The organism is Bacillus sp. AFS017336, assembly GCF_002555445.1.
Taxonomy (GTDB): domain Bacteria; phylum Bacillota; class Bacilli; order Bacillales; family Bacillaceae_G; genus Gottfriedia.
The window spans coordinates 283,970-306,337 of the sequence record NZ_NUCO01000020.1 but is presented as its reverse complement, the minus strand read 5'-3'; the positions used below and the strand labels follow the sequence as shown (position 1 = coordinate 306,337).

The 22,368-nt window shown below is 33.2% G+C and carries 27 protein-coding genes; 25 read left to right on the top strand and 2 right to left on the bottom strand.

The features are described from left to right. Positions 1-140 precede the first annotated feature (140 nt). The 6 genes from nagZ to CN601_RS11660 all read left to right on the top strand — a co-directional run bounded on the left by nagZ (position 141) and on the right by CN601_RS11660 (position 4,457). Positions 141-1,772: a beta-N-acetylhexosaminidase gene (nagZ, locus tag CN601_RS11685; RefSeq protein WP_142317336.1), complete on the top strand. Its 1,632-nt coding sequence runs from the start codon at positions 141-143 to the stop codon at positions 1,770-1,772. A 98-nt stretch (positions 1,773-1,870) separates the two neighbouring features. Next, a complete protein-coding gene (locus tag CN601_RS11680; RefSeq protein WP_098171121.1) occupies positions 1,871-2,113 on the top strand; it encodes a hypothetical protein in 243 nt (80 codons plus the stop codon). A 60-nt stretch (positions 2,114-2,173) separates the two neighbouring features. Next, positions 2,174-2,560 (top strand): RidA family protein, encoded by a 387-nt coding sequence (locus CN601_RS11675; RefSeq protein ID WP_098119961.1) that lies wholly within the window; start codon positions 2,174-2,176, stop codon positions 2,558-2,560. Between the two features lie 108 nt (positions 2,561-2,668). Continuing rightward, positions 2,669-3,295, top strand: coding sequence for a sporulation-specific diadenylate cyclase CdaS (gene cdaS / locus CN601_RS11670; RefSeq protein WP_098171120.1), 627 nt, complete (start codon positions 2,669-2,671; stop codon positions 3,293-3,295). Positions 3,296-3,412: 117 nt separating this feature from the next. Continuing rightward, positions 3,413-3,841, top strand: a complete 429-nt coding sequence (locus CN601_RS11665; RefSeq protein ID WP_098171119.1) for a DUF4395 domain-containing protein — start codon at positions 3,413-3,415, stop codon at positions 3,839-3,841. Positions 3,842-3,995: 154 nt separating this feature from the next. Then, positions 3,996-4,457: an SRPBCC family protein gene (locus tag CN601_RS11660; RefSeq protein WP_098119964.1), complete on the top strand. Its 462-nt coding sequence runs from the start codon at positions 3,996-3,998 to the stop codon at positions 4,455-4,457. A 44-nt stretch (positions 4,458-4,501) separates the two neighbouring features. On the opposite strand, the gene CN601_RS11655 is transcribed toward CN601_RS11660, so the two are convergent. Beyond that, the gene (locus tag CN601_RS11655) at positions 4,502-5,542 is read right to left on the bottom strand and encodes an LLM class flavin-dependent oxidoreductase (RefSeq protein ID WP_373604974.1); all 1,041 of its coding nucleotides are present in this window, start codon (positions 5,540-5,542) and stop codon (positions 4,502-4,504) included. Between the two features lie 299 nt (positions 5,543-5,841). Here CN601_RS11655 and CN601_RS11650 point away from each other — a divergent pair, with 299 nt between their 5' ends. The 12 genes from CN601_RS11650 (at position 5,842) to CN601_RS11595 (ending at position 15,618) form a co-directional block, all read left to right on the top strand. Next, positions 5,842-6,045, top strand: coding sequence for an alpha/beta-type small acid-soluble spore protein (locus tag CN601_RS11650; RefSeq protein WP_056474875.1), 204 nt, complete (start codon positions 5,842-5,844; stop codon positions 6,043-6,045). 227 nt (positions 6,046-6,272) lie between these two features. After that, positions 6,273-6,722 (top strand): RrF2 family transcriptional regulator, encoded by a 450-nt coding sequence (locus CN601_RS11645; protein WP_025568186.1) that lies wholly within the window; start codon positions 6,273-6,275, stop codon positions 6,720-6,722. 1,097 nt (positions 6,723-7,819) lie between these two features. Next, positions 7,820-8,179: a DoxX family protein gene (locus CN601_RS11640; protein WP_098119966.1), complete on the top strand. Its 360-nt coding sequence runs from the start codon at positions 7,820-7,822 to the stop codon at positions 8,177-8,179. After that, the gene (locus tag CN601_RS11635; protein WP_098171118.1) at positions 8,176-9,030 is read left to right on the top strand and encodes a VOC family protein; all 855 of its coding nucleotides are present in this window, start codon (positions 8,176-8,178) and stop codon (positions 9,028-9,030) included. The genes CN601_RS11640 and CN601_RS11635 overlap by 4 nt, the downstream gene beginning before the upstream one ends. Before the next feature lie 153 nt (positions 9,031-9,183). Next, on the top strand, positions 9,184-10,011 hold the full coding sequence (locus CN601_RS11630) for an electron transfer flavoprotein subunit beta/FixA family protein (protein WP_098171117.1): 828 nt from the start codon (positions 9,184-9,186) through the stop codon (positions 10,009-10,011). Beyond that, positions 10,012-11,052 carry an electron transfer flavoprotein subunit alpha/FixB family protein gene (locus CN601_RS11625; protein WP_098171116.1) on the top strand — a complete coding sequence of 347 codons (1,041 nt, stop codon included), beginning with the start codon at positions 10,012-10,014 and terminating at the stop codon, positions 11,050-11,052. It abuts the gene before it with no gap. Continuing rightward, positions 11,036-12,331: an FAD-dependent oxidoreductase gene (locus tag CN601_RS11620; protein WP_098119970.1), complete on the top strand. Its 1,296-nt coding sequence runs from the start codon at positions 11,036-11,038 to the stop codon at positions 12,329-12,331. The genes CN601_RS11625 and CN601_RS11620 overlap by 17 nt, the downstream gene beginning before the upstream one ends. Further along, positions 12,332-12,628 carry a ferredoxin family protein gene (locus CN601_RS11615; RefSeq protein ID WP_025568180.1) on the top strand — a complete coding sequence of 99 codons (297 nt, stop codon included), beginning with the start codon at positions 12,332-12,334 and terminating at the stop codon, positions 12,626-12,628. A gap of 4 nt (positions 12,629-12,632) precedes the next feature. Further along, a complete protein-coding gene (locus CN601_RS11610) occupies positions 12,633-12,812 on the top strand; it encodes a tudor domain-containing protein (protein WP_098119971.1) in 180 nt (59 codons plus the stop codon). A 269-nt stretch (positions 12,813-13,081) separates the two neighbouring features. Beyond that, positions 13,082-13,924, top strand: coding sequence for an SAM hydrolase/SAM-dependent halogenase family protein (locus tag CN601_RS11605; protein WP_098119972.1), 843 nt, complete (start codon positions 13,082-13,084; stop codon positions 13,922-13,924). A gap of 360 nt (positions 13,925-14,284) precedes the next feature. After that, positions 14,285-14,995, top strand: a complete 711-nt coding sequence (locus CN601_RS11600; protein WP_098171115.1) for a WxL domain-containing protein — start codon at positions 14,285-14,287, stop codon at positions 14,993-14,995. A gap of 164 nt (positions 14,996-15,159) precedes the next feature. Beyond that, positions 15,160-15,618 carry an RDD family protein gene (locus CN601_RS11595; protein WP_179865528.1) on the top strand — a complete coding sequence of 153 codons (459 nt, stop codon included), beginning with the start codon at positions 15,160-15,162 and terminating at the stop codon, positions 15,616-15,618. A 59-nt stretch (positions 15,619-15,677) separates the two neighbouring features. Here CN601_RS11595 and CN601_RS11590 read toward each other — a convergent pair whose 3' ends face one another. Further along, complete coding sequence (locus CN601_RS11590; protein WP_098119975.1) at positions 15,678-15,989, bottom strand: hypothetical protein; 312 nt, start codon at positions 15,987-15,989, stop codon at positions 15,678-15,680. A 157-nt stretch (positions 15,990-16,146) separates the two neighbouring features. Here CN601_RS11590 and CN601_RS11585 point away from each other — a divergent pair, with 157 nt between their 5' ends. The 7 genes from CN601_RS11585 to yqfD all read left to right on the top strand — a co-directional run bounded on the left by CN601_RS11585 (position 16,147) and on the right by yqfD (position 22,366). Next, positions 16,147-16,758 carry a sterol desaturase family protein gene (locus tag CN601_RS11585; RefSeq protein WP_098171113.1) on the top strand — a complete coding sequence of 204 codons (612 nt, stop codon included), beginning with the start codon at positions 16,147-16,149 and terminating at the stop codon, positions 16,756-16,758. A 200-nt stretch (positions 16,759-16,958) separates the two neighbouring features. Next, positions 16,959-18,176, top strand: a complete 1,218-nt coding sequence (locus CN601_RS11580; protein WP_098171112.1) for an SLC45 family MFS transporter — start codon at positions 16,959-16,961, stop codon at positions 18,174-18,176. Positions 18,177-18,313: 137 nt separating this feature from the next. Further along, positions 18,314-18,985, top strand: coding sequence for a deoxyribose-phosphate aldolase (gene deoC, locus CN601_RS11575; RefSeq protein ID WP_098119978.1), 672 nt, complete (start codon positions 18,314-18,316; stop codon positions 18,983-18,985). A 161-nt stretch (positions 18,986-19,146) separates the two neighbouring features. Then, positions 19,147-19,320, top strand: a complete 174-nt coding sequence (gene rpsU / locus CN601_RS11570) for a 30S ribosomal protein S21 (protein ID WP_003152957.1) — start codon at positions 19,147-19,149, stop codon at positions 19,318-19,320. Positions 19,321-19,334: 14 nt separating this feature from the next. Further along, positions 19,335-19,784, top strand: a complete 450-nt coding sequence (locus CN601_RS11565; RefSeq protein ID WP_098171111.1) for a GatB/YqeY domain-containing protein — start codon at positions 19,335-19,337, stop codon at positions 19,782-19,784. 1,097 nt (positions 19,785-20,881) lie between these two features. Next, positions 20,882-21,130 carry a sporulation protein YqfC gene (gene yqfC, locus CN601_RS11560; RefSeq protein WP_098120095.1) on the top strand — a complete coding sequence of 83 codons (249 nt, stop codon included), beginning with the start codon at positions 20,882-20,884 and terminating at the stop codon, positions 21,128-21,130. A 48-nt stretch (positions 21,131-21,178) separates the two neighbouring features. Beyond that, positions 21,179-22,366 (top strand): sporulation protein YqfD, encoded by a 1,188-nt coding sequence (yqfD, locus tag CN601_RS11555; RefSeq protein ID WP_098171110.1) that lies wholly within the window; start codon positions 21,179-21,181, stop codon positions 22,364-22,366. The last annotated feature ends 2 nt before the right edge of the window (positions 22,367-22,368 follow it).

Below are 22,368 nucleotides of genomic sequence, written 5' to 3'. Positions count from 1 at the left end.
GAAGGTGCCCATTCTAGTTACTGAAAATGAATGTAAAGGTTTTCTAGGATTAAATAATAGTTTAGGAGGAGATTATTATTAAAAAAGCTGTTTTTTTAATTGTTGTTGTGTTAGTCGTTTGTACTAGCATTTATTTTGCAGTGAAAGATAAAGTATTTAAAGAAACACCGGCTCAAAATTCACATCATCAAAATGAAGTGGAAACTAGTCATAATAATCATCTTTCAACTGAAGAAGTATTAAATGGAATTTTGACAAGTGCTAAACAAGGGGAAATACCAAATCAAAATAAAATAACAGTCGGGAAGACTTTATTAATGGATATAAAAAATCAATTTGGTGAGCCTGCTGAGAAAGCTGAGGTTGCTAACGGCACCTATTTAACCTATCAATCACAAGAATTCTCAGTAGGATATGACAACGAAAATCGAATTTTTGAAGTAAGATCATACGATCCTAATTTAAAACAAGTTCACTATAACGATATTATTAATCAATTAAATAAGCCAAGTGAGGTTAAATATTATAAGGATCAAGAAGTTGATCAAATTATTATAATTTACAACTTGCCTAACAACTATGAATTGAAATTTATTTTACCGAAGCCAACAAAGGAAAATGAGAATCCGGCAGTTGATCATACTTCAGTCTTACTCATTGAACAAATACAACCAAGCACGGGCTCAAACATTGATCAAATGATTAATGAGATGTCACTACAAGAAAAAATAGGTCAAATGATTATAGCCGGATTTAATGGACCAAATTACTCTAATAGTTTAAAAGAACTAGTTGAACAATATCATATTGGAGGATTTATTTTTTACAATGAAAATTTAAATAATATTTCTCAAACAGTGAATCTAGTTAATTCGATTAAGGCTTCGAATAAAAATAATCACTTACCAATATTATTTGGAGTCGACCAAGAAGGTGGAAGGGTATCTCGTTTACCTGGAAATATTGGAAAGATACCGACAAATGAACAAATTGGAAAGAAAAATGATGGGAAATTCTCATTTGAAATTGGCCAAATTCTTGGAGAGCAGTTACAGGCTTTTGGCTTAAATATGGACTTCGCACCAGTTTTAGATGTAAATAGTAATCCTAATAATCCAGTTATTGGCGACAGGTCATTTAGTAATAATCCGGAAACTGTTAGTAAATTAGGCATCCAAACAATGAAAGGTATTCAATCAGAAAATATCATTCCAGTCGTAAAGCATTTCCCAGGTCACGGTGATACTTCTGTTGATTCACATTTAGAGTTACCTGTTGTAAACAAATCGTATACTGATTTAAAATCGCTAGAATTAATCCCGTTTAAAGATGCTATTAGTCAACATGCAGATGCTGTTATGATCGCTCATATTTTATTACCTAAAATTGATTCTAATTACCCTGCTTCTATGTCAAAGGTGGTCATTTCTTCTATATTAAGAAATGATTTAAAATATAATGGGGTAGTTATGACAGATGATATGACAATGTCGGCAATTGGTAATCATTATAATTTGGAAAAAGCAGCGGTTACTTCAATTTTAGCTGGAAGTGATATTGTTATGGTTGCTCATGATCCAAACAAAACAAAAGCTGTATTTAAAGCAATTGAAACAGCTGTAAATAATAAAACAATCTCAGAGGAACGAATAAATGAGAGCGTAAAAAGAATTATTTTACTCAAACAAAAATATAAACTAAATAATAATCCAGTAAAACTGACGGATACTCGACAGCTAGCTGAAAAAACAAATAAATTATTAACTAAATAGAAAAATTAGCAAAAAAAGGAAATTACCACCTTCTGGCGAATTAATAACCTAAAAAGGTGGTGTTTTTTCTGTCTACTAAGATTTCAGATGCAGGGCTAATGCTTTTAGCTATTTTTAATGAGCTTCAAGAAAAAGAGCCGGACTTTGATAAAGGACTCCATAATGATGTTGGAGTACCAATTGATGACGTCGAATCTGCATTAATTGAACTAGAGATGAATGGTTTTATTAGCGGTTTAATATGGATCAAAAGTGACATAGATCAAAAGGAAATAGCTTCATTGTATAAAGTGTCAATAACACCAACAGGTTTAGCAAGAGTAATTGAGCTGTTAAGATGAACTAACCTCAGATGTTTTAGACATTTGAGGTTTTTTGACAGAAAAAAAGGAGGAGAAAAAGTGGAAATCAAAAAAGTAAACCCTGAAGCAGTAGCTGCACCACTTGGACAATATAGTCATATAACAATCGTCCCAAGAAATGCAGAACTTGTAGTATTATCAGGACAAGTGGGAAACGACAAAAATGGAAACTTACCAAAGGATATCGAAAGCCAATTCGAGAATGCACTTGAAAATATTAAAAGGATACTTGAAAGTGAAAAAATCGATTTAAACAACATCTTTAAAATTAATTTTTGGCTAACAGAGAATATCGATCGCCAATTCTTTTTAGACTGTTGGGGTCAGTTTCACGCAGGTAACCCGCCTGCAACAACATATGCCTATGTATCATCTTTAGTAAATCCAAACATTAAAATTGAAGTTGAAGCTTGGGCAGCAAGATAATCAATTTGATTGTACATAAATTACTCATGGTAATGACTGGTATAACATAGTGTGCTTTGGGAAACTTAAGTGGAGGTAATCGGTTTGAAAGCGAGATGAATAATTGAAATGGAAGAATTCGAGTCTCAATTAAATCCTATTATAAGGAAAAATATAACTCAAACATTAACTCAACTTAATACAAGAATAGAAGGTATGATTGGCAAAATTGAAAATAAAGGATGCTGCATTTTAACTGAATTTGAGAATATCCATCGCGTTTTTAATAATTTACAAATGGATGCTGCATCGTTTTATTTAAATTCCTATCTTTCACCTTATACGGATGTCTTTGAAGAACTGACAATCTCCGTACAAAACCTATCCAAACGTAAGCATGGTGGATTGATTGTTGTAAAAAGAGATGACTCACTTGAAGAATTAATGAGTTCAGGGATTCACGTCGGTGCAAACTTATCCCCGGCCTTATTAGAATCAATTTTTTATCCAGGTAGCCCATTACATGACGGAGCTGTACTCATTGACAATAATATGATCATTTCTGCGGGTAATGTGCTCCCACTTTCTAAAACAACATATGATAACAAAAAACTTGGAACAAGGCATCGAGCTGCAATTGGAATATCCGAGCAAAGCGATGCACTTGCTTTAGTTGTATCAGAAGAAACAGGCAATATTTCCTTTGCTTTTAAAGGAAGTTTATATCCTGTTCAATATGGTGCTCCGATTAATTAAAAAAAAACGATCAAATCGATTGTTTTTTATTTTTTTCAAATTTTATGGATTGTATTGTCTTTCGAATCATATTATGATTATACTTAATTAATCCGATACGAAAGGTTGGTTTTTGGTATGTCTACTCCAAAATTAAATACAATCCCATTACCTTTAGTTCGTACAAATCAATGGACGATCTTTATTTCTGTTATTTTAACTTGGATTACGGGCCAGTACTGGCTATTACTTATTCCTTTGATTAGCGGCGTTAGTGGTTTACTCTTTGATTTTCATCCAATCATAAAGTTTGCGAAACAATTTTTAAAAAAGCAACCATCAAGCTACCCACAAGAGGATAAAGTGCAACAAAATTTTAATCAAACAATTGCAGTCTCTTGTTTGTCACTTGCATTTATTGGTGCATTACTAGGCTGGAACATTTTGTTTTATGTGTTTTCAATAATGGTCGCATTGGCATCGTTTATCGCAATCAACGGATTTTGCGTCGGATGCTATATTCATTTTCAATGGAACCAATATAAATACCGAAAGAGTTTGAGGTAAAATCGGAGTCTTCTCATTAAATGGGAGGGCTTTTTTTGTGAATTGTAAACAAAATTCGGTATACTAGTTATTGAATATTAAACGAAAAAAATTAAAATAGAAATTGAAGAAAAATAAAATAGATGAATTTACTGCATCAGGAGGGAGATAAGAAATGATTCAATGGAAAGAAGACATTATGATTGATACAAATATCGAGAAAGTGTGGAGTTTATTTTTAGATAAAAATATTAAGAAAATAATGCCAAAAGTTGATGAGCATAATTTAATCGATAAGAACGAGAATGAAGTAGGGGCAAAGCATCATCAGAGTTATCGTGAAGGTAAACGTGTAGAAAGTTATATCGTTGAAACTTTAGCATATGAGGATACAGAAACATATAAGAAAAAGAAAATTCAGTTCGTTTTAGCGAATACATTTGAATCGAATTTGACGTTTATTCTAGAAAAAATCGACGACACACACACGAAATTTACTTATGAAGGTACGAATGCCGGGGTTAATTTTATGGGACGAGCAATGTTAAAACTTGCTAATCCAAAGGGAAATAATTTAAAAGCTGTTCATGAGTTTTTACAACGAGTGGAACAAGAGTCATTAAAAGGACAGGAATAGTTATCTCATAACGAACAAAAAGGAGAGCAGTGAGCTCTCCTTTTTTATGATTGATTTGAAACTTTACTTAATAGCTCATAAGAATTTAAACGCGCATTATGATCGAAAACAGTAGCGTTTACCATGATTTCATCAGCTTTTGTCATGTTTAAAATTGCTTGTAGCTTTTCGGTTACAGTATCAACCGTCCCAATCGCAGACAGTCTCATTTGATTTTCTAATGTTTGTTTTTCATACGGACTCCAAATTTCTTCCATATCGTCAACTGGTGGTTTTAATAATGCTGGTTTACCACCGCGAACTAAATTTAAAAATGATTGTTGTTGTGTTGTGAAAAGTATTTTTGCTTCTTTATCTGTATCAGCAACAACGACATTTAATCCGATCATTGCATAAGGTTCATCTAAAAATTCAGATGGTTTAAAGTTATTATGATACATTTGCATAGCTTGAACTGTGTAGTCTGGTGCAAAATGCGCTGCAAAAGCAAATGGTAAGCCTAATTCAGCAGCTAGTTGAGCACTAAAACCGCTTGAACCTAGAAGCCAGATTGGTATATTTAATCCTTCACCGGGTACAGCTTGAACTGTTAAACTTCCTAATCCACCAGGAGGATTGAAGTAATTTTGTAATTCTTCTAATTGGGCAGGGAAGTCCTCATGACTACGTAAATCTCTACGTAACGCCCTTGTCGTTGACATATCACTACCAGGAGCACGACCTAATCCAAGATCTATTCGACCTGGATGCAATGATTCTAATGTACCAAACTGTTCAGCTATTACTAAAGGAGCATGATTTGGTAGCATGATCCCACCAGAACCAACTCGAATGGTTGATGTCCCACTTGCGATATGACCAATCACAACTGAAGTCGCAGAACTTGCAACTGCTGGCATATTATGATGCTCAGCAAACCAGTAACGATGATATCCCCACTTTTCAGCATGCTGCGCTAAATCAAGGCTATTTTTAAAAGCATCTGCAGGAGTGCTTCCTTCAACAACAGGAGCTAAGTCTAACACAGATAAAGGTATTTCATTTAATTTCTTAGCAACTTTATCTTGGAAACGATTATTCATCATAAAATTTTCCTCCTAAAAAACATTATTTAATATATGGAAATATCGAGACTTTTTTATTCTTGAAAAACTGTGTTTGAATTATATACAGTATGCTAAGATTATAGAAAATCTAAGGACATAATACAAGTTTTTGAACTTGAAAATATTTATACAATAAAAACTACTTTTGGGAACATAAAGTACTTTTGGAAAAAAGAAAAAAATTTGTAAATAAATGTATAGAATAATTTTTAAGAATCATACTATCTTTAATCTGATAAACAACATCAGAGCATCCAAAAGACAAAGGAGTCAACAACATGGCAAACAGAAGATCTTCAAATCAATATGCTTCACCAAATGCAAATTCAGCAATTGAGCAAATGAAGTTCGAAATAGCTTCTGAATTTGGAGTGCACTTAGGACCAGACACAACTTCACGCGCTAACGGTTCAGTTGGTGGCGAAATTACAAAGCGTCTAGTTCAAATGGCAGAACAAAGCCTAGGCGGATATGCTCGTTAAATAAAAAGTAAGGATGGAAAGAAAACTTTCTATCCTTTTTTTTGCACATTTTTATAGTAGCAACAGTGAAGAATTTAGATGAAAAGGCTTGCCAATCGCCGAGTTTGAACTACTTCTTCCACCCAACAAAACTGTTAATTCCTAGTATTTATATAAGAATGAAACTACTATATACTTGCAAGGGATACGAAAACGGGAGATAATAATGTCACTGGATGGTGATTAATATGTCAAGTTGTAAAAATTCCGTTACTCCTAAGTGGTTCGGATTTGCTATTCAGGCATTAGTTTTACTAGCAACAACAGAAGGGGTTACACCAAGTAAAGCAATCGCAAAACATATTAGATCAGGTGTTTCTTTTATGAGAAGAATCATGGCTCCTCTCGTAAAAGAAAAAATAGTAGAAGCAAGAGAAGGACGAGACGGTGGCTACTTATTAGCCAAGTCACCTGAGGAAATTACCTTAAAACAAGTCTATATTGCCCTACAAATGACAGAACCTCTATCAACCGCACTAATCGAATCCACTTCTGACTGTACTAGCGGACGTGTAATGAACAATGTATTTTCAGACTTTGCAATTGAAGCAGAAGAACACTTACTTGGTTTTTTATGTAACTATACTTTAGCCGATTTTGTAAGACGTGCCAGTCATAAAACAATCGAATCACTTTGAAAATATCGTACATTTGGATGTACGATATTTTTATTTTTTTGTGGGGGGGTGTGATCGCAAATTATGTGGGGGATTTGAAATAAAAATAGTGTGATCGCAAATAAAAGGTGCCATCGCAAATAAAATTTGAGAATCGCAATTAAAATAGTGTAATCGCAAATAAAAAACAGAAATCGCAATTAAAATGACGCTATCGCAAATAAAAAATGAAAATCGCAATTAAATTCGTAGAATCGCAAATAAATTTCGAGAATCGCAAATAAAAATTGCAGAATCGCAAATAAAGCTTAAAAAGACTTAGATATTGTTAGAAAGGATCTTATTTTTCTATTAGTTGGAACGTTTTTGAGTTGAATCATGAACAAATTAAGTTTAATGCGTTCGTTTTAGTTGAAAACTTCTTCATTTTTGAATGATTCGTTGGTACTCATTTTTGTGAGTCGGAAGAACTGCAAATAAAGATCATTACTCTGCAAATAAGGCTATTAAAACTGCAAATAAAGTTTGAGGTGCAAATAAAAAAGCCAAATCTGCAAATAAAATTAGGTAAGTGCAAATAAAAATTCTAAATCTGCAATTAAAAATACTGAAACTGCAAATAAAAAAGAATCATCATATAAAACTACTTAAAAGATCACTAAAATTTCTTCATAATGACTAAGCTCTACTTTAGAATTGCAAATTATCACCTAAATCCTCTAAAATTAGCCCATTTCAACAATAATTTATACTAATCCAATGAAAAATAAAAAATGCACTTGATATGAGAACAGTTATAGAATATACTAACATTAAGTTAATTACTTACAAAAAGTAACCACTTGATTTTATTACACTTTTTTTATCTGTACCGTTCCTAAATAAAGTAATTTTAAATCTGAACTCTACTCAAATTAATTAAGTAATCAGGTGTAATCTGAACTATTCTCAAATCAATAAACTAATCAGCTTTAATCCATACTGCACCTAAATCAAGTTCAGTAAACAACTATAATCTATACTGTTCTCATAATAAGTTCAGTAGTCAATTTTATACTTAACTGCACTCAAGTTAAGTTCAGTAAAACAAAAATATTAAATAAAGGGAGAGAATTTACATGAAATGGTTCACTAGAATTATCCAAGGAGTTTTAATTATTGCATTCTTAATGTCTGGGTTTGTGAAACTAAGTGGTAATGCTCAGATGTTACATGATTTTAAAGAGGTTTATGGTTATTCAAAGGGTATGATGTATACGATTGGTTCGTTTGAGGTGTTAGGTGCGATTGGTTTATTAGTTGGTTATTGGAAGACATTTATAGGTAAGCTTGCTTCAATTGGATTAGTCATTATTATGGTCGGTGCTGTATTTACTCATTTACATGCAGGTCAAGGCATGAGTGTTGCAATGGCTCCATTTATTCTGTTAGTGTTAACATTAATTGTTCTATTTTCAAGAGGAGGTAAATTAAAATGAATTTTCATGAAAAGCCACAAGTTTATGCTCCAACGGTTGAATTGAAAGTTGCAAGTTTAGAGCGTTCGTTAGCGTTTTATCAAGAGGTTATTGGTTTAAAAGTATTGGAGCATTCAACAACAACAGCTAGTTTAACAGCTGATGGGGTAAATGTTTTAATTAATTTAGTTCAACCAGACAATGTTACGCCTAGAAATGAACGAAATACTGGGTTGTATCATTTAGCGTTATTAGTACCAACCAGAAAAGATTTAGGTATTGTGCTTAAGCATTTAATAGAAACTAGAAATCCGCTTCAAGGTGGTTCTGATCATTTAGTTAGTGAAGCGATTTATTTAGCGGATCCAGATATGAATGGTATTGAGATTTATGTAGACCGTCCATCTGAGAATTGGCAATGGCATAATGAGTATGTTGTGATGGATAGTAAACGATTAGATGTAGAGGGATTATTAGCTCTAGCTGAGAATGAATCTTTTACTGGATTACCTAAAGGAACGATTATGGGACATATCCATTTACAAGTTTCTGATTTGGCTAGTACGGAGAAGTTTTATTGTGAAGGGCTTGGATTTGATGTTGTGACGAAGTACGGTGCACAGGCATTATTTATTTCTACAGGTCGTTATCATCATCATATCGGATTAAATACATGGCATAGTGCAGGGGGTTCTGCAGCAAGTGAGAGTAGTGCAGGATTAAAGAACTTTACTTTGTTATATCCAAGCGAAGAAGAAAAATTAAAAGTTGTAAATCGTTTAAAAGATATGGGGGCGACAGTATTTGTAGAAGATGGTACTACATTTACGAAGGATCCTTCAGGCATAACAATTAAATTATTAGTTGGTTAAGGAAAGAAAGAGACATTTTCAACAGTTTATCTGTTTGAGTATGTCTCTTTTTTTCGTTTATTTCTATCATATTTTTTCATTGAAAATAATATATTTGAACAACATGTACATTTACTAACTTTGGGTGAGGGGACTAAAAAGGGGAGTGAAAAAGTGTTACATATTGTGGTTTGTATTAAACAAGTTCCAGATACGAAAATCATTAAGATGAATCCGAAAACGAATACGATGGATCGTTCAAGTGCGCCTGCGATTTTAAATCCGTATGATGCTCATGCAGTTGAGGAAGCTGTTCGAATTAAAAATAAATATGGAGGAAAGGTGTCAGTCATTACGATGGGGCCTCCGCCAGCAGTAAAGGCAATTCGGAAATGTATCGAAATTGGTGCAGATGAAGGGTATATGATTTCAGATCGTGCATTTGCAGGAGCTGATACTTTAGCGACAAGCTATGCGTTGACAAAAGCAATTGAGAAAATAGGACAAATTCAAGCGGTTGATTTAATTGTATGTGGAAAGATGACTATTGACGGTGATACTGGACAAGTTGGACCAGGTATTGCACGTCGTTTAGATATTCCTCCGTTAACTTCTGTTAAGAAGGTTCAAGAAATAAATAAAGATGATGGATATGCAATTGTTCATCGGAAAATTGAAGATGGACATGAAGTGATAAAGACGACATTACCTTGTTTATTCGCGGTTGAAAAGGAAATAAATGAAGTTCCATATTCACCGCTTCCAAATTTAATTAAAGCTGCAAGGTATAATCCAACGATTTGGGCTGTTAAGGATTTAGAGAATATTGATATTAAACAATTAGGGTTAAAAGGTTCACCGACGATTGTATCAAAAGTTTGGGCTCCGCCAAAGGCCAAAGGTGGAACGATTTTTGAAGGAACATCACTAGAGAAAGTAAATGAACTAATGAAAATTTTAAATGAGAAGAAAGCATTATTTGAAGTGAAAGGAGGGGTATAAATGGATTTCTCAGAGTACAAAGGAATTTGGGTATTTATTGAAGAAAACGAAAAAGTCATTGCACCGGTATCGCTAGAACTTCTCGGTGCTGGTAAAGAATTAGCAGAAAAGCGTGGATGTGAACTAGCAGGATTGTTAATTGGTGAAAACGTGAAATCGTTAGCCCCTACACTATTTGAATACGGTGCTGACATCGTTTACGTATATGATGATCCAATTTTTAAAGATTATCGTACGGAATCCTTTATGAAAGCAGTGCTTGAATGCTCCAACAAATATAAGCCTGAAATTTTACTATACGGTGCAACTTCAAAAGGAAAAGACTTGGCAAGCGCGGTAGCTACTGATTTACCTACTGGTTTAACGGCGGATACGACTGTTTTAGATGTTGAAGAAGATACTGGATTATTGTTAGCTAGTCGACCGGCTTTTGGTGGAAATATTATGGCAACGATTCTTTGTAAGAAATATAGACCTCAGATGGCTACAGTTCGTCCAAAGGTTATGAAAGCGCTCACCCCTACTCCTGGTGCTGAAGGAGTTGTGATTGAAGAGGAAATTGATTTAAAAGAAGAAGATATTCGTACGAAAGTATTAGAAATTGTCCGTGCAACTACTAAAAAGGTTCGAATTGATGAAGCGGATATTATTGTGGCAGGCGGTAAAGGGCTGGGAAGTAAGGAAGGTTTTCAGCTAATCAATCTATTTGCTGAATCAATTGGCGCAGCTGTTGGAGCTAGTCGTGATGTTGTAGAAGCTGGCTGGGTTGAACATCACCATCAAGTCGGTCAGACAGGTGTGACCGTTACACCTAAAATTTATTTTGCTATAGGGATATCTGGCGCAATACAACATATTGTTGGAATGCAAAATTCAGGCCTTATTATTGCGATAAATAAGGATCCGAATGCGGCAATTTTTCAATCTTGTCATTACGGCATCGTAGGAGACGCATTTGAAATTGTACCAATGCTAATTAACCAATTCCAAGAAAGTTTATCTTTAAAGGAGGAAAATCACGATCATGCCGGAAAAATTTGATGTAATTGTCGTTGGAGCAGGCCCAGCAGGTATATCATGTGCATACGAGCTCGCCAAAAAAGGTGTTAGTGTTGTCCTTATTGAAAGAGGGGAATATCCCGGTTCAAAAAACGTTATGGGTGGCGTCTTATATCGAAAAATGATGGAGGACATTATACCTGAGTTTTGGAAGGATGCTCCAATTGAACGTGTTATTGTTGAACAACGTGTAATGATGCTTGATAAACAATCAGCTACAACCTTTGGGTATAAAGGGCTTGAATTTGCTGAAGAACCTTTCAATAATTTTACTGTTCTTCGCTCAAAGTTTGATCAATGGTTCGCTCAAAAAGCAGTAGAACAAGGTGCTTTGTTAATCAATGAAACGGTTGTACTAGAGTGTATCGTCGAAAATGATGTAGTAATTGGGGTAAGAACAGATCGTCCAGATGGCGATTTATATGCAGATGTTGTTGTTCTTGCTGATGGAGTAAATTCACTTTTAGGAAAATCATTAGGTTTCCATAAAGAATGGAGACCAGATGAAGTCGCATTAGCAACGATGGAAATTTTAAAACTAGACAGTAAAATTATTCAAGATCGCTTTGGACTAGAAGGAAATCAAGGGGTCGCAATTGAGCTTTTTGGAGATGCGACAAAAGGGATCGTCGGAACAGGATTTTTATATACAAATAAAGACTCGCTAAGCATTGGGGTCGGTACATTATTATCAGGTATGATTGAGCAGAAAATAAAACCATATGACTTACTTGAATATGTAAAGAATCACCCGATGATTAGACCATATATTCAGGGAAGTGAGCCTCAAGAATATTTAGCACATTTAATTCCTGAAGGTGGTTATAAATCGATTCCTAAATTAGTAGGTAATGGAGTATTGGTAATTGGTGATGCAGCGCAGTTAGTTAACGCAATTCATCGTGAAGGTTCAAATATGGCAATGACTTCTGGAAGATTAGCAGCAGAGACGATTATCGAAGCTAAAGCACTTGATAATTATTCTGATGTAGTTCTAAAATCATATGCTGATAAATTACTAGCTAGTTTTGTTGGGCAGGATTTGAAGAAATATAAGGATGCAACTCACCATTTTGAAAAATTCCCTCAATATTTCGAGCAATATATTCCACTATTAAATAAATCTGCTAGCCAAATGTTTACAGTAGATGGTAAGTCTAAATGGGAAAAACAAAAGAATATTATGAGTAATTTAGGAGGAGCAAAAGCTAAGTTTAAGCTAGCGAAAGACGTATATAAAGCATGGAAGGTGATGAAATAAATGAGTGAGACAAAAAAAGAAAGTACTATCGAAGAAAAACAATATCTCGTTCGTTTTAATGCTGATACTAAATCCCACTTAACTGTATTAGACTCTGATATTTGTATGACAAAATGTCCTGATAAAATCTGTACGATCTTCTGTCCAGCGGAAGTATACAAATGGGAAAACATTCGAATGCATGTTGGATACGAAGGATGTCATGAATGTGGAAGCTGTAGAATAGGCTGTCCTCATCAGAACATAAAATGGGAATATCCGAAAGGTGGGCACGGAATTATCTTTAGATTGGGGTGATAAGATGTTCTCGATAGGCAACTATGTTATGTTTAGCTTAGATGGTGCTGTGGGAACGGTTATGGAAACTAAAGACAATAAATGCTTAGTAGCTTGGGAGGATCGAGTTTGCAGCTGGGCAACGTTCGACCTTCTAAGGAAAATAAGTTGTGCTGAATTAATTCAAATTTTCACTCCAAAATAATTAATATTTTAATCGTGTAAATATAAAAGAACGTATAAAATATGTGAGACTATTAAAAGATATAGTATCTAAAAACTATATCTTTTTTTATTTTGAAATAATATGAGACAACTCGTATTTATACCAAATCAGCAATAAAACAAATGGAAGTTAAAAAAGTCTACAAGTAGATCATGATAAATTAAATAAAATTTAGAATAATATGATTGACTAAAGAATAGATTGAATTTATATTTAATTTTAAATATTCAAATAATAGGAGTGTTTAGATGGGGAATGCATTAGTGTTTCAGTCAGATTTTGGATTATTAGATGGAGCAGTTAGCGCTATGTATGGTGTTTCTTGTAGCGTAGATGATGATATTAAAATTTACGACCTAACCCATGATATACCTCAATACAATATTTGGGAAGCTTCTTACCGACTTGTGCAAGCAATGAATTACTGGCCGATTGGAACGGTTTTCGTTTCAGTAGTAGATCCAGGTGTAGGCTCAGATCGCAGAAGTATAGTTGCTCGAACAAACACGAATCACTTTATTATCACACCTGACAATGGAACATTAACTCACATTGGCAAAGTATATGGTATTAGCCAATTAAGAGTCATTGATGAAGAAATTAATAGACTACCAAATTCAAGTGAATCTTATACTTTCCATGGTAGAGATATTTTTGCCTTTACAGGTGCAAGATTAGCTACTGGGAAAATTGATTTCGAAAATATAGGACCAGAAGTGGATCCAAATTCATACATACAATTACCAATTAAAGAATGCCATAGCGAAAATAATTCGATAACAGGGACAATCGACATACTTGATGTTCGATATGGTAGCATTTGGACAAATATAGGTCGAACAGACTTTTTAAAACTAGGCATTACACACGGAGACTCAGTTGAAGTATTCATTACTCATCAAGGAAGAAAAGTATACAAACAAGAAGTTAAATATGGAAAATCATTTGCAGACGTGGCAATTGGTGAACCAATTCTATATGCAAACAGCCTTGATCAAATGGCAGTTGCGGTAAATCAAGGGTCTTTTACAGATGAATACGGAATTGATACAGGTATTGAATGGGAGATAAAAATTAAAAGTAATGGTTGAGAACAGGAAAGAAATAAAGATTTTAGTAATTTTTTAAATAAAAGTTTATCTCAGGAGTTTACTTATATATAAGTGGACTTCTTTTTTTTGTGTGAAATTTGGTTTGATAATTAAAATATTATTCATTTGGAATAAGATGTTTGAGATTTTTTTCACAAAAAAATCATTTTATACTATGTTAATTTTCTAATTTTACGGATATTTGTAAAATTAAAGGTAAAATTTTAGTGAATGTTTTCACAATTAATTCACAGACATTTGATTTTTTCTTTACTATAATTGGCACTAACTTCAAGCGAGATTTAGAACATTTATTTAAAAACATCATTTGAAGAATTTATTTTAAGGGGTTTTGATTAAATGAAAGTATCAAAAATTGTAGCGGTTGGATTAGTAAGTGCATCTTTTATAGGGGCAACAAACACAACTTTTGCAGCTGTTACCTCTCAAGCAGAATCAAAGGTTGGCGTTAGTTTTACTACGGGTTCTGGTCCGGTTACACCAGTAGATCCAACTGATCCAACAAATCCGCTTGAGCCAATTGGCCCAACTGATCCAACCGATCCACCAACTGGTGAGACAGGTTCATTAACTTTAGACTATGTTTCTTCAGTTCAATTTGGATCAAAAGAGATTTCTGGTAGTGAAATGACTTATTCATCTAAATCTAAAAAGCCATTTATCCAAGTTTCGGATAGGAGAGGAACTGGTGACGGTTGGAAAGTAACAGCAAAAGCTAGTAAATTTAAAAGTGGTTCAAGTGACACATTACCTGGTGCAGTTCTTACGTTTAAGAATGGGACAGCTGTCTCACCAGGAGATGGAGCTGCTCCAACTCCTGCTCAAACAATCACTCTTAATACAGATGGATCATCTGCAGCGACAGTAGTCACTGCTGCAGCCGGTACTGGTCTTGGAACTTGGGTTACAAGATGGTTAGGTCCAAATCCAGATGTAAATGATGGCGCAGAAAACAATAATGTTACATTAACAATTCCAGGTGGCTCCGCTACAGTTGGAAATCATGAAGCTGTTGTTACTTGGACTCTTCTTGATGCCCCTGGAGTATAATTGTCTAGATAAAAAAGCCTAATCGTATTATTGACCTGATAAAATACTTTAAAAAAGTTATTTTTTCAGGCTTTTTTTATTGTATTTAATGAGAATTCAATCTATAAAAATTGAAAAACATTCAGTATAATTTATTACATCTGAAATTATAGGAGTGGAATATTTTGGAACCATTAGCAAGCAGATCAAGTCGATTGTTAGCAATATTAGTTGATATTTTTATTAGTGCTCTTTTCCGTTTTGTTTTTTTATTAATTACGGGGGTAGCTGAATTCTCAACATTTACTGATCTAAAAAAGGTAGAAAAATTAGGCGTAGGGAGTTCTATTATATCAATTATTTGTGTTGTTATATTCTATATTTTGATCCCAACATATGTTTGGAAAGGACAAACAATTGGAAAACGTTGGTTAAAAATTGCAGTAGTTAAAGAAGACAATCAAGAAGTAAATTTGGGTACGATGTTTGTTAGAACTATTTTTTCATTTTTAGGATACGTAAAAATAAAATATCTTTCATTTATTGTAGGTATTGTTGCATTTATCGATCCATTTTTTATATTTACTTCAGAAAGAAAAACGTTACATGATCGAATTGCTAAAACAAAGGTTATTGATGTTTAAAAAAAGAAAGCTCATTTAAGCTTTCTTTTTTATTACTATATTAATAAAATTCATCATGCTTATTTTAAAATTTTCATCTGGCGAATATGTTCGCGAGTTTCTTCTGTACCTAATTCGTATATTAATTCATATGCTTGTTTTAAAAAATAGTCGTATCCATCATTGTTTTCTTGACTCCAGTTTGTAATTGGAATGATGAATGCAGTTTGTATCCCTGCAGCTTCATCATAATTGTCAATTTGATGGAAAATTCTTTCGAGTCTGTGTTTATCATCAATCGTTCCGTCGATTTCTAACTCATATGCAGCATCACCTTGATTTGGAACAATTGTTTTTGCCTGAACTGATACGTAATATCTCCTTTTTTCCATAAATATCTCCCTTTTCAATATTGATTATCTTTTTTATTATCTTCTCAGACAATTGCTTTATTCAAAATTAGTATTTCCAAAAAGGAATTTCATAAATAATATTGAAATATAAATTCTATAAAACGATTGTTAAGTAGTTGATAAAGGGGGATAGAATATGAAGGGACTATATCGAGACTTTTTTCTTCATTTCGATATCATCGTGATGGGGGTACTTTTTTTAATTGGATTTATTTATAGTATAGGCTTTCACTTTTCTTGGCTTGTTGTTTTAATTTTTATTTTAGGTTTAGTCTTTTTTATGTTTAGTGAATATGCAACTCATCGCTTCTTTTTTCACTTAAAGGCACCAAAAAATAAACTATTTCTTAAATTTATGAAGCGAATCCATTATGATCATCACACTTATCCAGATGATTTGAAATTACTTTTTTTACCAATCTGGTATAGCATTCCGAATCTTGGAACACTTTGTATTATTTACTTTTTAATTACAAGGGATCTAATTCAAACTTTCGCATTTGGTTCAGGATTAATTTTTATGTTGCTTATGTATGAGTGGAAGCATTACGTTGCCCATCGACCAATTAAGCCAAAAACAAAATTAGGGAGAAATGTAAAAAAACTTCATATATTACATCACTTTAAAAATGAAAACTATTGGTATGGTGTATCAACGCCAATATTTGATGGGATTTTTGGTACATTGAAAGATGAAAAAGAAGTTAATACAAGTAATACTGCGAAAGCTTTAGAGGAAAGAATGTAAAATTAAATATTTAACTAAAATGCACAGTAATTTCTACTGTGCATTTTTCCATTTTGATCAGTGTTAATTTTTTATTAATTTTGAAAAAAGGGCAAATATTTGAACATTTTAATAACTATACTGAAAATAAGGGGGGATAATTGTGTCATTGATTCGAAAGAAAAATAAAAATATAGAGATAATGGTAGCGAAAATTTTCTATGGATAAACTTAATTACAAAAAAATTATGTTGCTCGGATTTGGTTTTTTTGCGATTAGTCTTACTTGGTCAGTTTATAATGCATTTATGCCAAAACTTTTAAGTGATTATATAAAGTCGTCTGCATTAATTGGATTTATCATGACTTTTGATAATTATTTTGCACTATTTTTACAACCAGCCGTAGGGATGTATAGTGATCGTCTAGACACAAGATTTGGTAGAAGAATGCCATTTTTAATAGTCGGTATGCCTCTTGCAGCATTGTTTACTTTTTTAATTCCTTTTCATCAAACGCTTTTCATGTTAATCTTCTTTATTCTTTTTATGAACTTAAGTATGAGTGTTTTTCGTTCACCGGTTATTGCACTTATGCCTGATTTAACAAGGCTTGAACAACGTAGTAAGGCAAATAGTGTCATTAATTTCATGGGTGGAATTGGTGCGTTAATTGCTTTTTTTATTGGATCAATTTTGTGGGATGAAAATAAAGGATTTCCTTTTTATTTAGCAGGGTCACTTATGTTAGTCAGCTTTTTAATTCTCTTTTATTTTATAAGAGAAAAAAGAGATGTTTTAAATTATGAAGTGGCTGAAGAAAAGGTAAAATTAAAAGAAGGTTTTCGTTCTGCTATTCAAAATAAAAGTGCATTATTTTTATTATTAGCTATTCTTAGCTGGTTTACTGGCTTTAATGGAATTGAAACTTTTTTTACGCGATACGGAGAAGTTTATTTGGGAGTTAAAGTAAGTGCAGCTGCGTTTTCATTTGCATTTATCTCATTAGCATTTTTACTTTTTGCAATTCCTGCTGGATTCATCGGAACAAAAATCGGCAAGAAACGTAGCATATTAATCGGCATATTTGGCATCATGATTGGTTTTATTGTTTTATTCTTCTTAAAGGATTTGTTTACAATTCGAATCGTTTTTTTAGTAATGGGATGCTTGTGGGCATTAGTAAATATTAATTCATATCCTTTTTTAACTGAAATGGCACCAATTGGATTTATTGGAACGTATACGGGACTATATTACTTATTTTCTTCAATTTCCAATATCATCTCTCCTCCATTACTAGGAGGAATTATGGATTTAATTGGATTTAAGTATATGTTCCTTTATGGTTGCTTATTTATAACAATTTCATTTTTTATGATGCTAAAAGTAAAAGAAAATCATATTACATTTAAAAAAAATTCGGATGCATCAATGTGATGGTCTGAGTTTTTTTTATTGATAAGGCAATTTCACATATTTAATTTTGAAATGACAAATACTTAATAATGCTGATGTTTCAGTGTCTTCTTTTGAAGGGGAATAGTTGAAAAAACTTTAGTTAGGAGCACCACAACATGACAACTAATATCAATAAATTGATTGACCATACAGTTTTAAAACCAGAAACAACTAAAGCTCAAATTGAAAAATTATGTCAAGAAGCAAAGGAGCATGATTTTGCCTCTGTTTGTGTGAATCCAACTTGGGTCAGTCTTTGTGCAAGTTTGTTAAAAGGTACAGAAGTTTTAGTTTGTACAGTAATTGGATTCCCTTTAGGGGCTAATACAAAAGAAACAAAAGGCTTTGAAACGAAAAATGCAATTGAAAATGGAGCACAGGAAGTTGATATGGTAATCAATATCGGTGCTTTAAAAGATAAAGATTATGACACTGTAGAACAAGATATAGCAGCAGTTGTAAATGCAGCAAAGGGTAAAGCTTTAGTAAAAGTAATTATTGAAACAAGTCTTTTAACAAACGAAGAAAAAGAAATGGCATCAAAGCTTTCTGTTAAAGCAGGGGCTGATTTCGTGAAAACTTCAACTGGATTTTCAACTGGTGGAGCAACTGTAGAAGACGTTGCATTAATGCGAAAAACAGTTGGTCCTGATATAGGAGTGAAAGCATCCGGTGGTGTCCGAGATCTTGCAAGCGTAAATGAAATGGTTAAAGCAGGAGCAACTCGAATTGGTACAAGTAACGGCATAACGATTGTCCAAGGAAATGTGGCAACTGAGGGCTATTGATTCTTTTTATAGCAAAAGAGTGTTAAGTTTCAAACTTGACATTTACCTGTTGACCTATCAATAGTTTATGTATTATAATCGTAAAAGACATGTAGAAAAGTGTTCTTTTTTGCAGTGTTTTATTGATTGTAAGTGGTAGCTTGGAGGGAGGGAAAAGTAAGATGTCTAAAACAGTCGTTCGTAAAAACGAATCTTTAGAAGATGCTCTTCGTCGTTTTAAACGTTCAGTTTCTAAAACTGGTACGCTTCAAGAAGCAAGAAAACGCGAATTTTATGAAAAGCCAAGTGTAAAACGTAAGAAAAAATCAGAGGCAGCGAGAAAACGTAAATTCTAAGAGAGGGTGTTACTATGAGTCTTCTCGAACGTTTGAATTCAGATATGAAACAAGCGATGAAGGAAAAAAATAAAGACAAGTTATCCGTTATCCGAATGGTGAAAGCATCATTGCAAAATGAAGTAATTAACTTAGGGAATAATGTAACATTGTCAGCTGATCAAGAGTTAACAATTTTAACTCGTGAAGTGAAACAACGTAAAGACTCCCTCCTGGAATTCGAAAAAGCTGGTCGTCAAGACCTTGTGGATAAATTAAAGCAAGAGTTACTGATTCTAGAAGAATACTTGCCTCAACAATTATCTGAAGACGAACTTCTTGAAATTGTACGCGTTACAATTTCAGAAATCGGTGCTACATCAAAAGCTGACATGGGGAAAGTAATGAGTGCAGTTATGCCTAAAGTAAAAGGACAAGCTGATGGCTCTTCTGTGAATAAGGCTGTAGCAAGTCTGTTAAAATAAACGTCTATTTATAGACGTTTATTTTTTTTGTGTAATTAATTGGGGGACGTAAAGAATCGTAAATAAATTTAGAGATCGCAATTAAAAATAGGGAATCGTAAATGAAAATCAGGAATCGTAAATAAATTTAGGAAATCGTAAATAAAATCTGGGAATCGCAAATAAGATTCAGGAATCATCATTAAAATCCATGTAATTGCTAATAAAGTTAAGAAAATAAAGTGATTTGGTTCGTTTCATTATCATTTAAAGCAAAATGAACTGAAAATGAGATCGTTTCTTAGTATGATGGATCAAAATTAGTATAAAATGGTCAATTAGATTATTTAATGGTGGTTGGTGCATGGATTGAATTTCTTGAAAATTACGAAGTGCAAAGAGACAGTTGCGATGTGCAAATAAACCTATGTAGAGTGCAAATATGTTGATTGTAGCTGCAAATAAAATTCTAAGTGAAATAAAAATCGTGAAACTGCAATTAAAATCTTCGAAAGTGCAAATAAAAATTGTAAAACTGCAAATAAAATCTTCCAAGTGCAAATAAAAATTGTAAAACTGCAAATAAAAATTGTAAAACTGCAAATAAAATCTTCGAAAGTGCAAATAAAAAATGGGAAACTGCAATTAAAATCTTCAAAACTGCAAATAAAAACCATAGAACACAAATTAAGAGCTCTTTATCAAAGAAAATAGCCATCATACCGCAAAATTATTTTAAATTTTTTTCGAAACTAATTCAAAAACACTAAAATTTGCTTGTTTCCATTAAAAAAGATCAAACCAGGGGTTAGTTTTTACACCACTTTCTAGGTTCCATCACAGAAAAAGAACCCCCACTACTCAATCCATACAGCCTATTCACCTCATTCTTTGAATAAGGCATACACAAACCACCACACATCAAGTCTTAATCCCAGAACCCTTAAATAATCCCAACCTAATACACCTCACTATATCAATAACTAAATTTTATGCGTCTTAAATTTCCTATTTCCTTTTTCAATTTGTATCATACCTTCTTAAAATTCATCATAAATATGATATGAAAGGGGGAGGAGTCTATCTTGAAAAGATTAGCGCATAGTTTAAAAACATGGATGTCAAGTAAGATGGACTTACCACCAGATGTTCTTTTGGAATTGCCACGTATTACGATGTTAGGTCAACTACATATTTATATTGAAAATCATAGAGGTTTACTTGTTTATACGGATAATGAATTGCGTTTGTTAATGAAACAAGGGCAGTTATTGATTAAGGGTAAGGATTTTGTGCTGAAGACGATGTTGCCTGAGGAGATTTTGTTGGAGGGCGAAATTGAGCATGTGTATTTTATTAATGAATAGCATCTAGAACATACACCATGATCAGTCTAATGAACATGGGGGATTAGGATGAAAAACGAGTGGACTTCAAATTTAACAGGGATGGTTCAAGTGAAAGTAATGGGGCTTGGACCAGAACGTTTTTTAAATGATTGTATGCGTAAAGGGATTCCTTTGCGGGATGTGAAAAAAAGTGGAACAAATTCTATTACTTTTACGATTGAGTTAAAGGATTATAAACGGATTAAGAATATTCCTCGTAAAAAGGAGTATAGGGTTTTCTTTATTGGTAGGAAGGGACTGCCTTTTGAAATAAGACGAGCTTGGAAGTATTTTGGTTTTGTTGTTGGGATTGTTGGATTTTTGGTTGTTTTATTTTTGCTTTCGAATATGGTTTGGCGTGTTGATATAAAAGGTGCATCTCCTGAAATTGAGTATAAGCTTCGGAAAGATTTAACGGCAATGGGTGTTAAGACAGGAGCTTCTCAATTTTCAATACCAAAAATGCAAACAATCCAGAAGAAATTACAAGATGATAATCCTTCGTTGACTTGGGTAGGTGTGCAATTAAAGGGGACTACCTTTCATTTTGAAGTAGTTGAGAAGCATCTTCCAAAGCCAGAGAAAGCGTTAAAACCACGAGATATTATTGCTAGTGAAGAAGCGGTTATTGCAAGTTTGTTTGTTGAAAAAGGGAAGCCAATGGTAGTGAAAAATGATTTTGTAAAAAAAGGTCAAGTATTAGTATCTGGAGTCCTTGGAACGGAGGAGCACCCTATTTTAGTCCCGGCTGTTGGTAAAATTATGGGAGAGGTTTGGCGAGAGGAAATTATTAGTATTCCTTTGGATACTCCTTTTACTTTGCTAACTGGAGAAAGAAAAACGAGGTACTATATTGGGACTAAAGAAAATAAAATAAAATTTTGGGGTTTTGAAAAGAATAAATATAAATCTTTTGAAGGTGAAAGTAGTTCGTATCAATTTAAATTTTTAAAATGGAAATTACCGATATATTTCACTAAAAAAACAATTCTTGAAAGCAATGGTTTTGTTAGGTCATACTCTAAAGAGCAAGCTGCTGAACTTGGAAAACAAATCGGTCGGAAGGAATTAATGAAAAAGTTGAGTCCGGATGCCAAGATTTTACAAGAAAAAGTTTTGCACGAGTCAATAGACAATGGTAAAGTTAATTTAAGAATGTATTATAAAGTTTTAGAAGATATCACTAAAACGAAAACTATTGTTCAAGGGGACTGAGT

What these genes read in the sequence shown, in the direction of transcription:
- CN601_RS11605 (WP_098119972.1), top strand. Translation starts at nt 13,082, where the DNA reads ATGGGGAATGCATTAGTGTTTCAGTCAGATTTTGGATTATTAGATGGA.
- CN601_RS11620 (WP_098119970.1), top strand. Translation starts at nt 11,036, where the DNA reads ATGCCGGAAAAATTTGATGTAATTGTCGTTGGAGCAGGCCCAGCAGGT.
- CN601_RS11610 (WP_098119971.1), top strand. Translation starts at nt 12,633, where the DNA reads ATGTTCTCGATAGGCAACTATGTTATGTTTAGCTTAGATGGTGCTGTG.
- CN601_RS11655 (WP_373604974.1), bottom strand. Translation starts at nt 5,542, where the DNA reads ATGATGAATAATCGTTTCCAAGATAAAGTTGCTAAGAAATTAAATGAA.
- CN601_RS11665 (WP_098171119.1), top strand. Translation starts at nt 3,413, where the DNA reads ATGTCTACTCCAAAATTAAATACAATCCCATTACCTTTAGTTCGTACA.
- CN601_RS11640 (WP_098119966.1), top strand. Translation starts at nt 7,820, where the DNA reads ATGAAATGGTTCACTAGAATTATCCAAGGAGTTTTAATTATTGCATTC.
- yqfC (WP_098120095.1), top strand. Translation starts at nt 20,882, where the DNA reads ATGTCAAGTAAGATGGACTTACCACCAGATGTTCTTTTGGAATTGCCA.
- rpsU (WP_003152957.1), top strand. Translation starts at nt 19,147, where the DNA reads ATGTCTAAAACAGTCGTTCGTAAAAACGAATCTTTAGAAGATGCTCTT.
- CN601_RS11580 (WP_098171112.1), top strand. Translation starts at nt 16,959, where the DNA reads ATGGATAAACTTAATTACAAAAAAATTATGTTGCTCGGATTTGGTTTT.
- CN601_RS11645 (WP_025568186.1), top strand. Translation starts at nt 6,273, where the DNA reads ATGTCAAGTTGTAAAAATTCCGTTACTCCTAAGTGGTTCGGATTTGCT.
- CN601_RS11565 (WP_098171111.1), top strand. Translation starts at nt 19,335, where the DNA reads ATGAGTCTTCTCGAACGTTTGAATTCAGATATGAAACAAGCGATGAAG.
- yqfD (WP_098171110.1), top strand. Translation starts at nt 21,179, where the DNA reads ATGAAAAACGAGTGGACTTCAAATTTAACAGGGATGGTTCAAGTGAAA.
- CN601_RS11615 (WP_025568180.1), top strand. Translation starts at nt 12,332, where the DNA reads ATGAGTGAGACAAAAAAAGAAAGTACTATCGAAGAAAAACAATATCTC.
- deoC (WP_098119978.1), top strand. Translation starts at nt 18,314, where the DNA reads ATGACAACTAATATCAATAAATTGATTGACCATACAGTTTTAAAACCA.
- CN601_RS11585 (WP_098171113.1), top strand. Translation starts at nt 16,147, where the DNA reads ATGAAGGGACTATATCGAGACTTTTTTCTTCATTTCGATATCATCGTG.
- CN601_RS11660 (WP_098119964.1), top strand. Translation starts at nt 3,996, where the DNA reads ATGATTCAATGGAAAGAAGACATTATGATTGATACAAATATCGAGAAA.
- CN601_RS11590 (WP_098119975.1), bottom strand. Translation starts at nt 15,989, where the DNA reads ATGGAAAAAAGGAGATATTACGTATCAGTTCAGGCAAAAACAATTGTT.
- CN601_RS11625 (WP_098171116.1), top strand. Translation starts at nt 10,012, where the DNA reads ATGGATTTCTCAGAGTACAAAGGAATTTGGGTATTTATTGAAGAAAAC.
- CN601_RS11635 (WP_098171118.1), top strand. Translation starts at nt 8,176, where the DNA reads ATGAATTTTCATGAAAAGCCACAAGTTTATGCTCCAACGGTTGAATTG.
- cdaS (WP_098171120.1), top strand. Translation starts at nt 2,669, where the DNA reads ATGGAAGAATTCGAGTCTCAATTAAATCCTATTATAAGGAAAAATATA.
- CN601_RS11600 (WP_098171115.1), top strand. Translation starts at nt 14,285, where the DNA reads ATGAAAGTATCAAAAATTGTAGCGGTTGGATTAGTAAGTGCATCTTTT.
- CN601_RS11650 (WP_056474875.1), top strand. Translation starts at nt 5,842, where the DNA reads ATGGCAAACAGAAGATCTTCAAATCAATATGCTTCACCAAATGCAAAT.
- CN601_RS11680 (WP_098171121.1), top strand. Translation starts at nt 1,871, where the DNA reads ATGCTTTTAGCTATTTTTAATGAGCTTCAAGAAAAAGAGCCGGACTTT.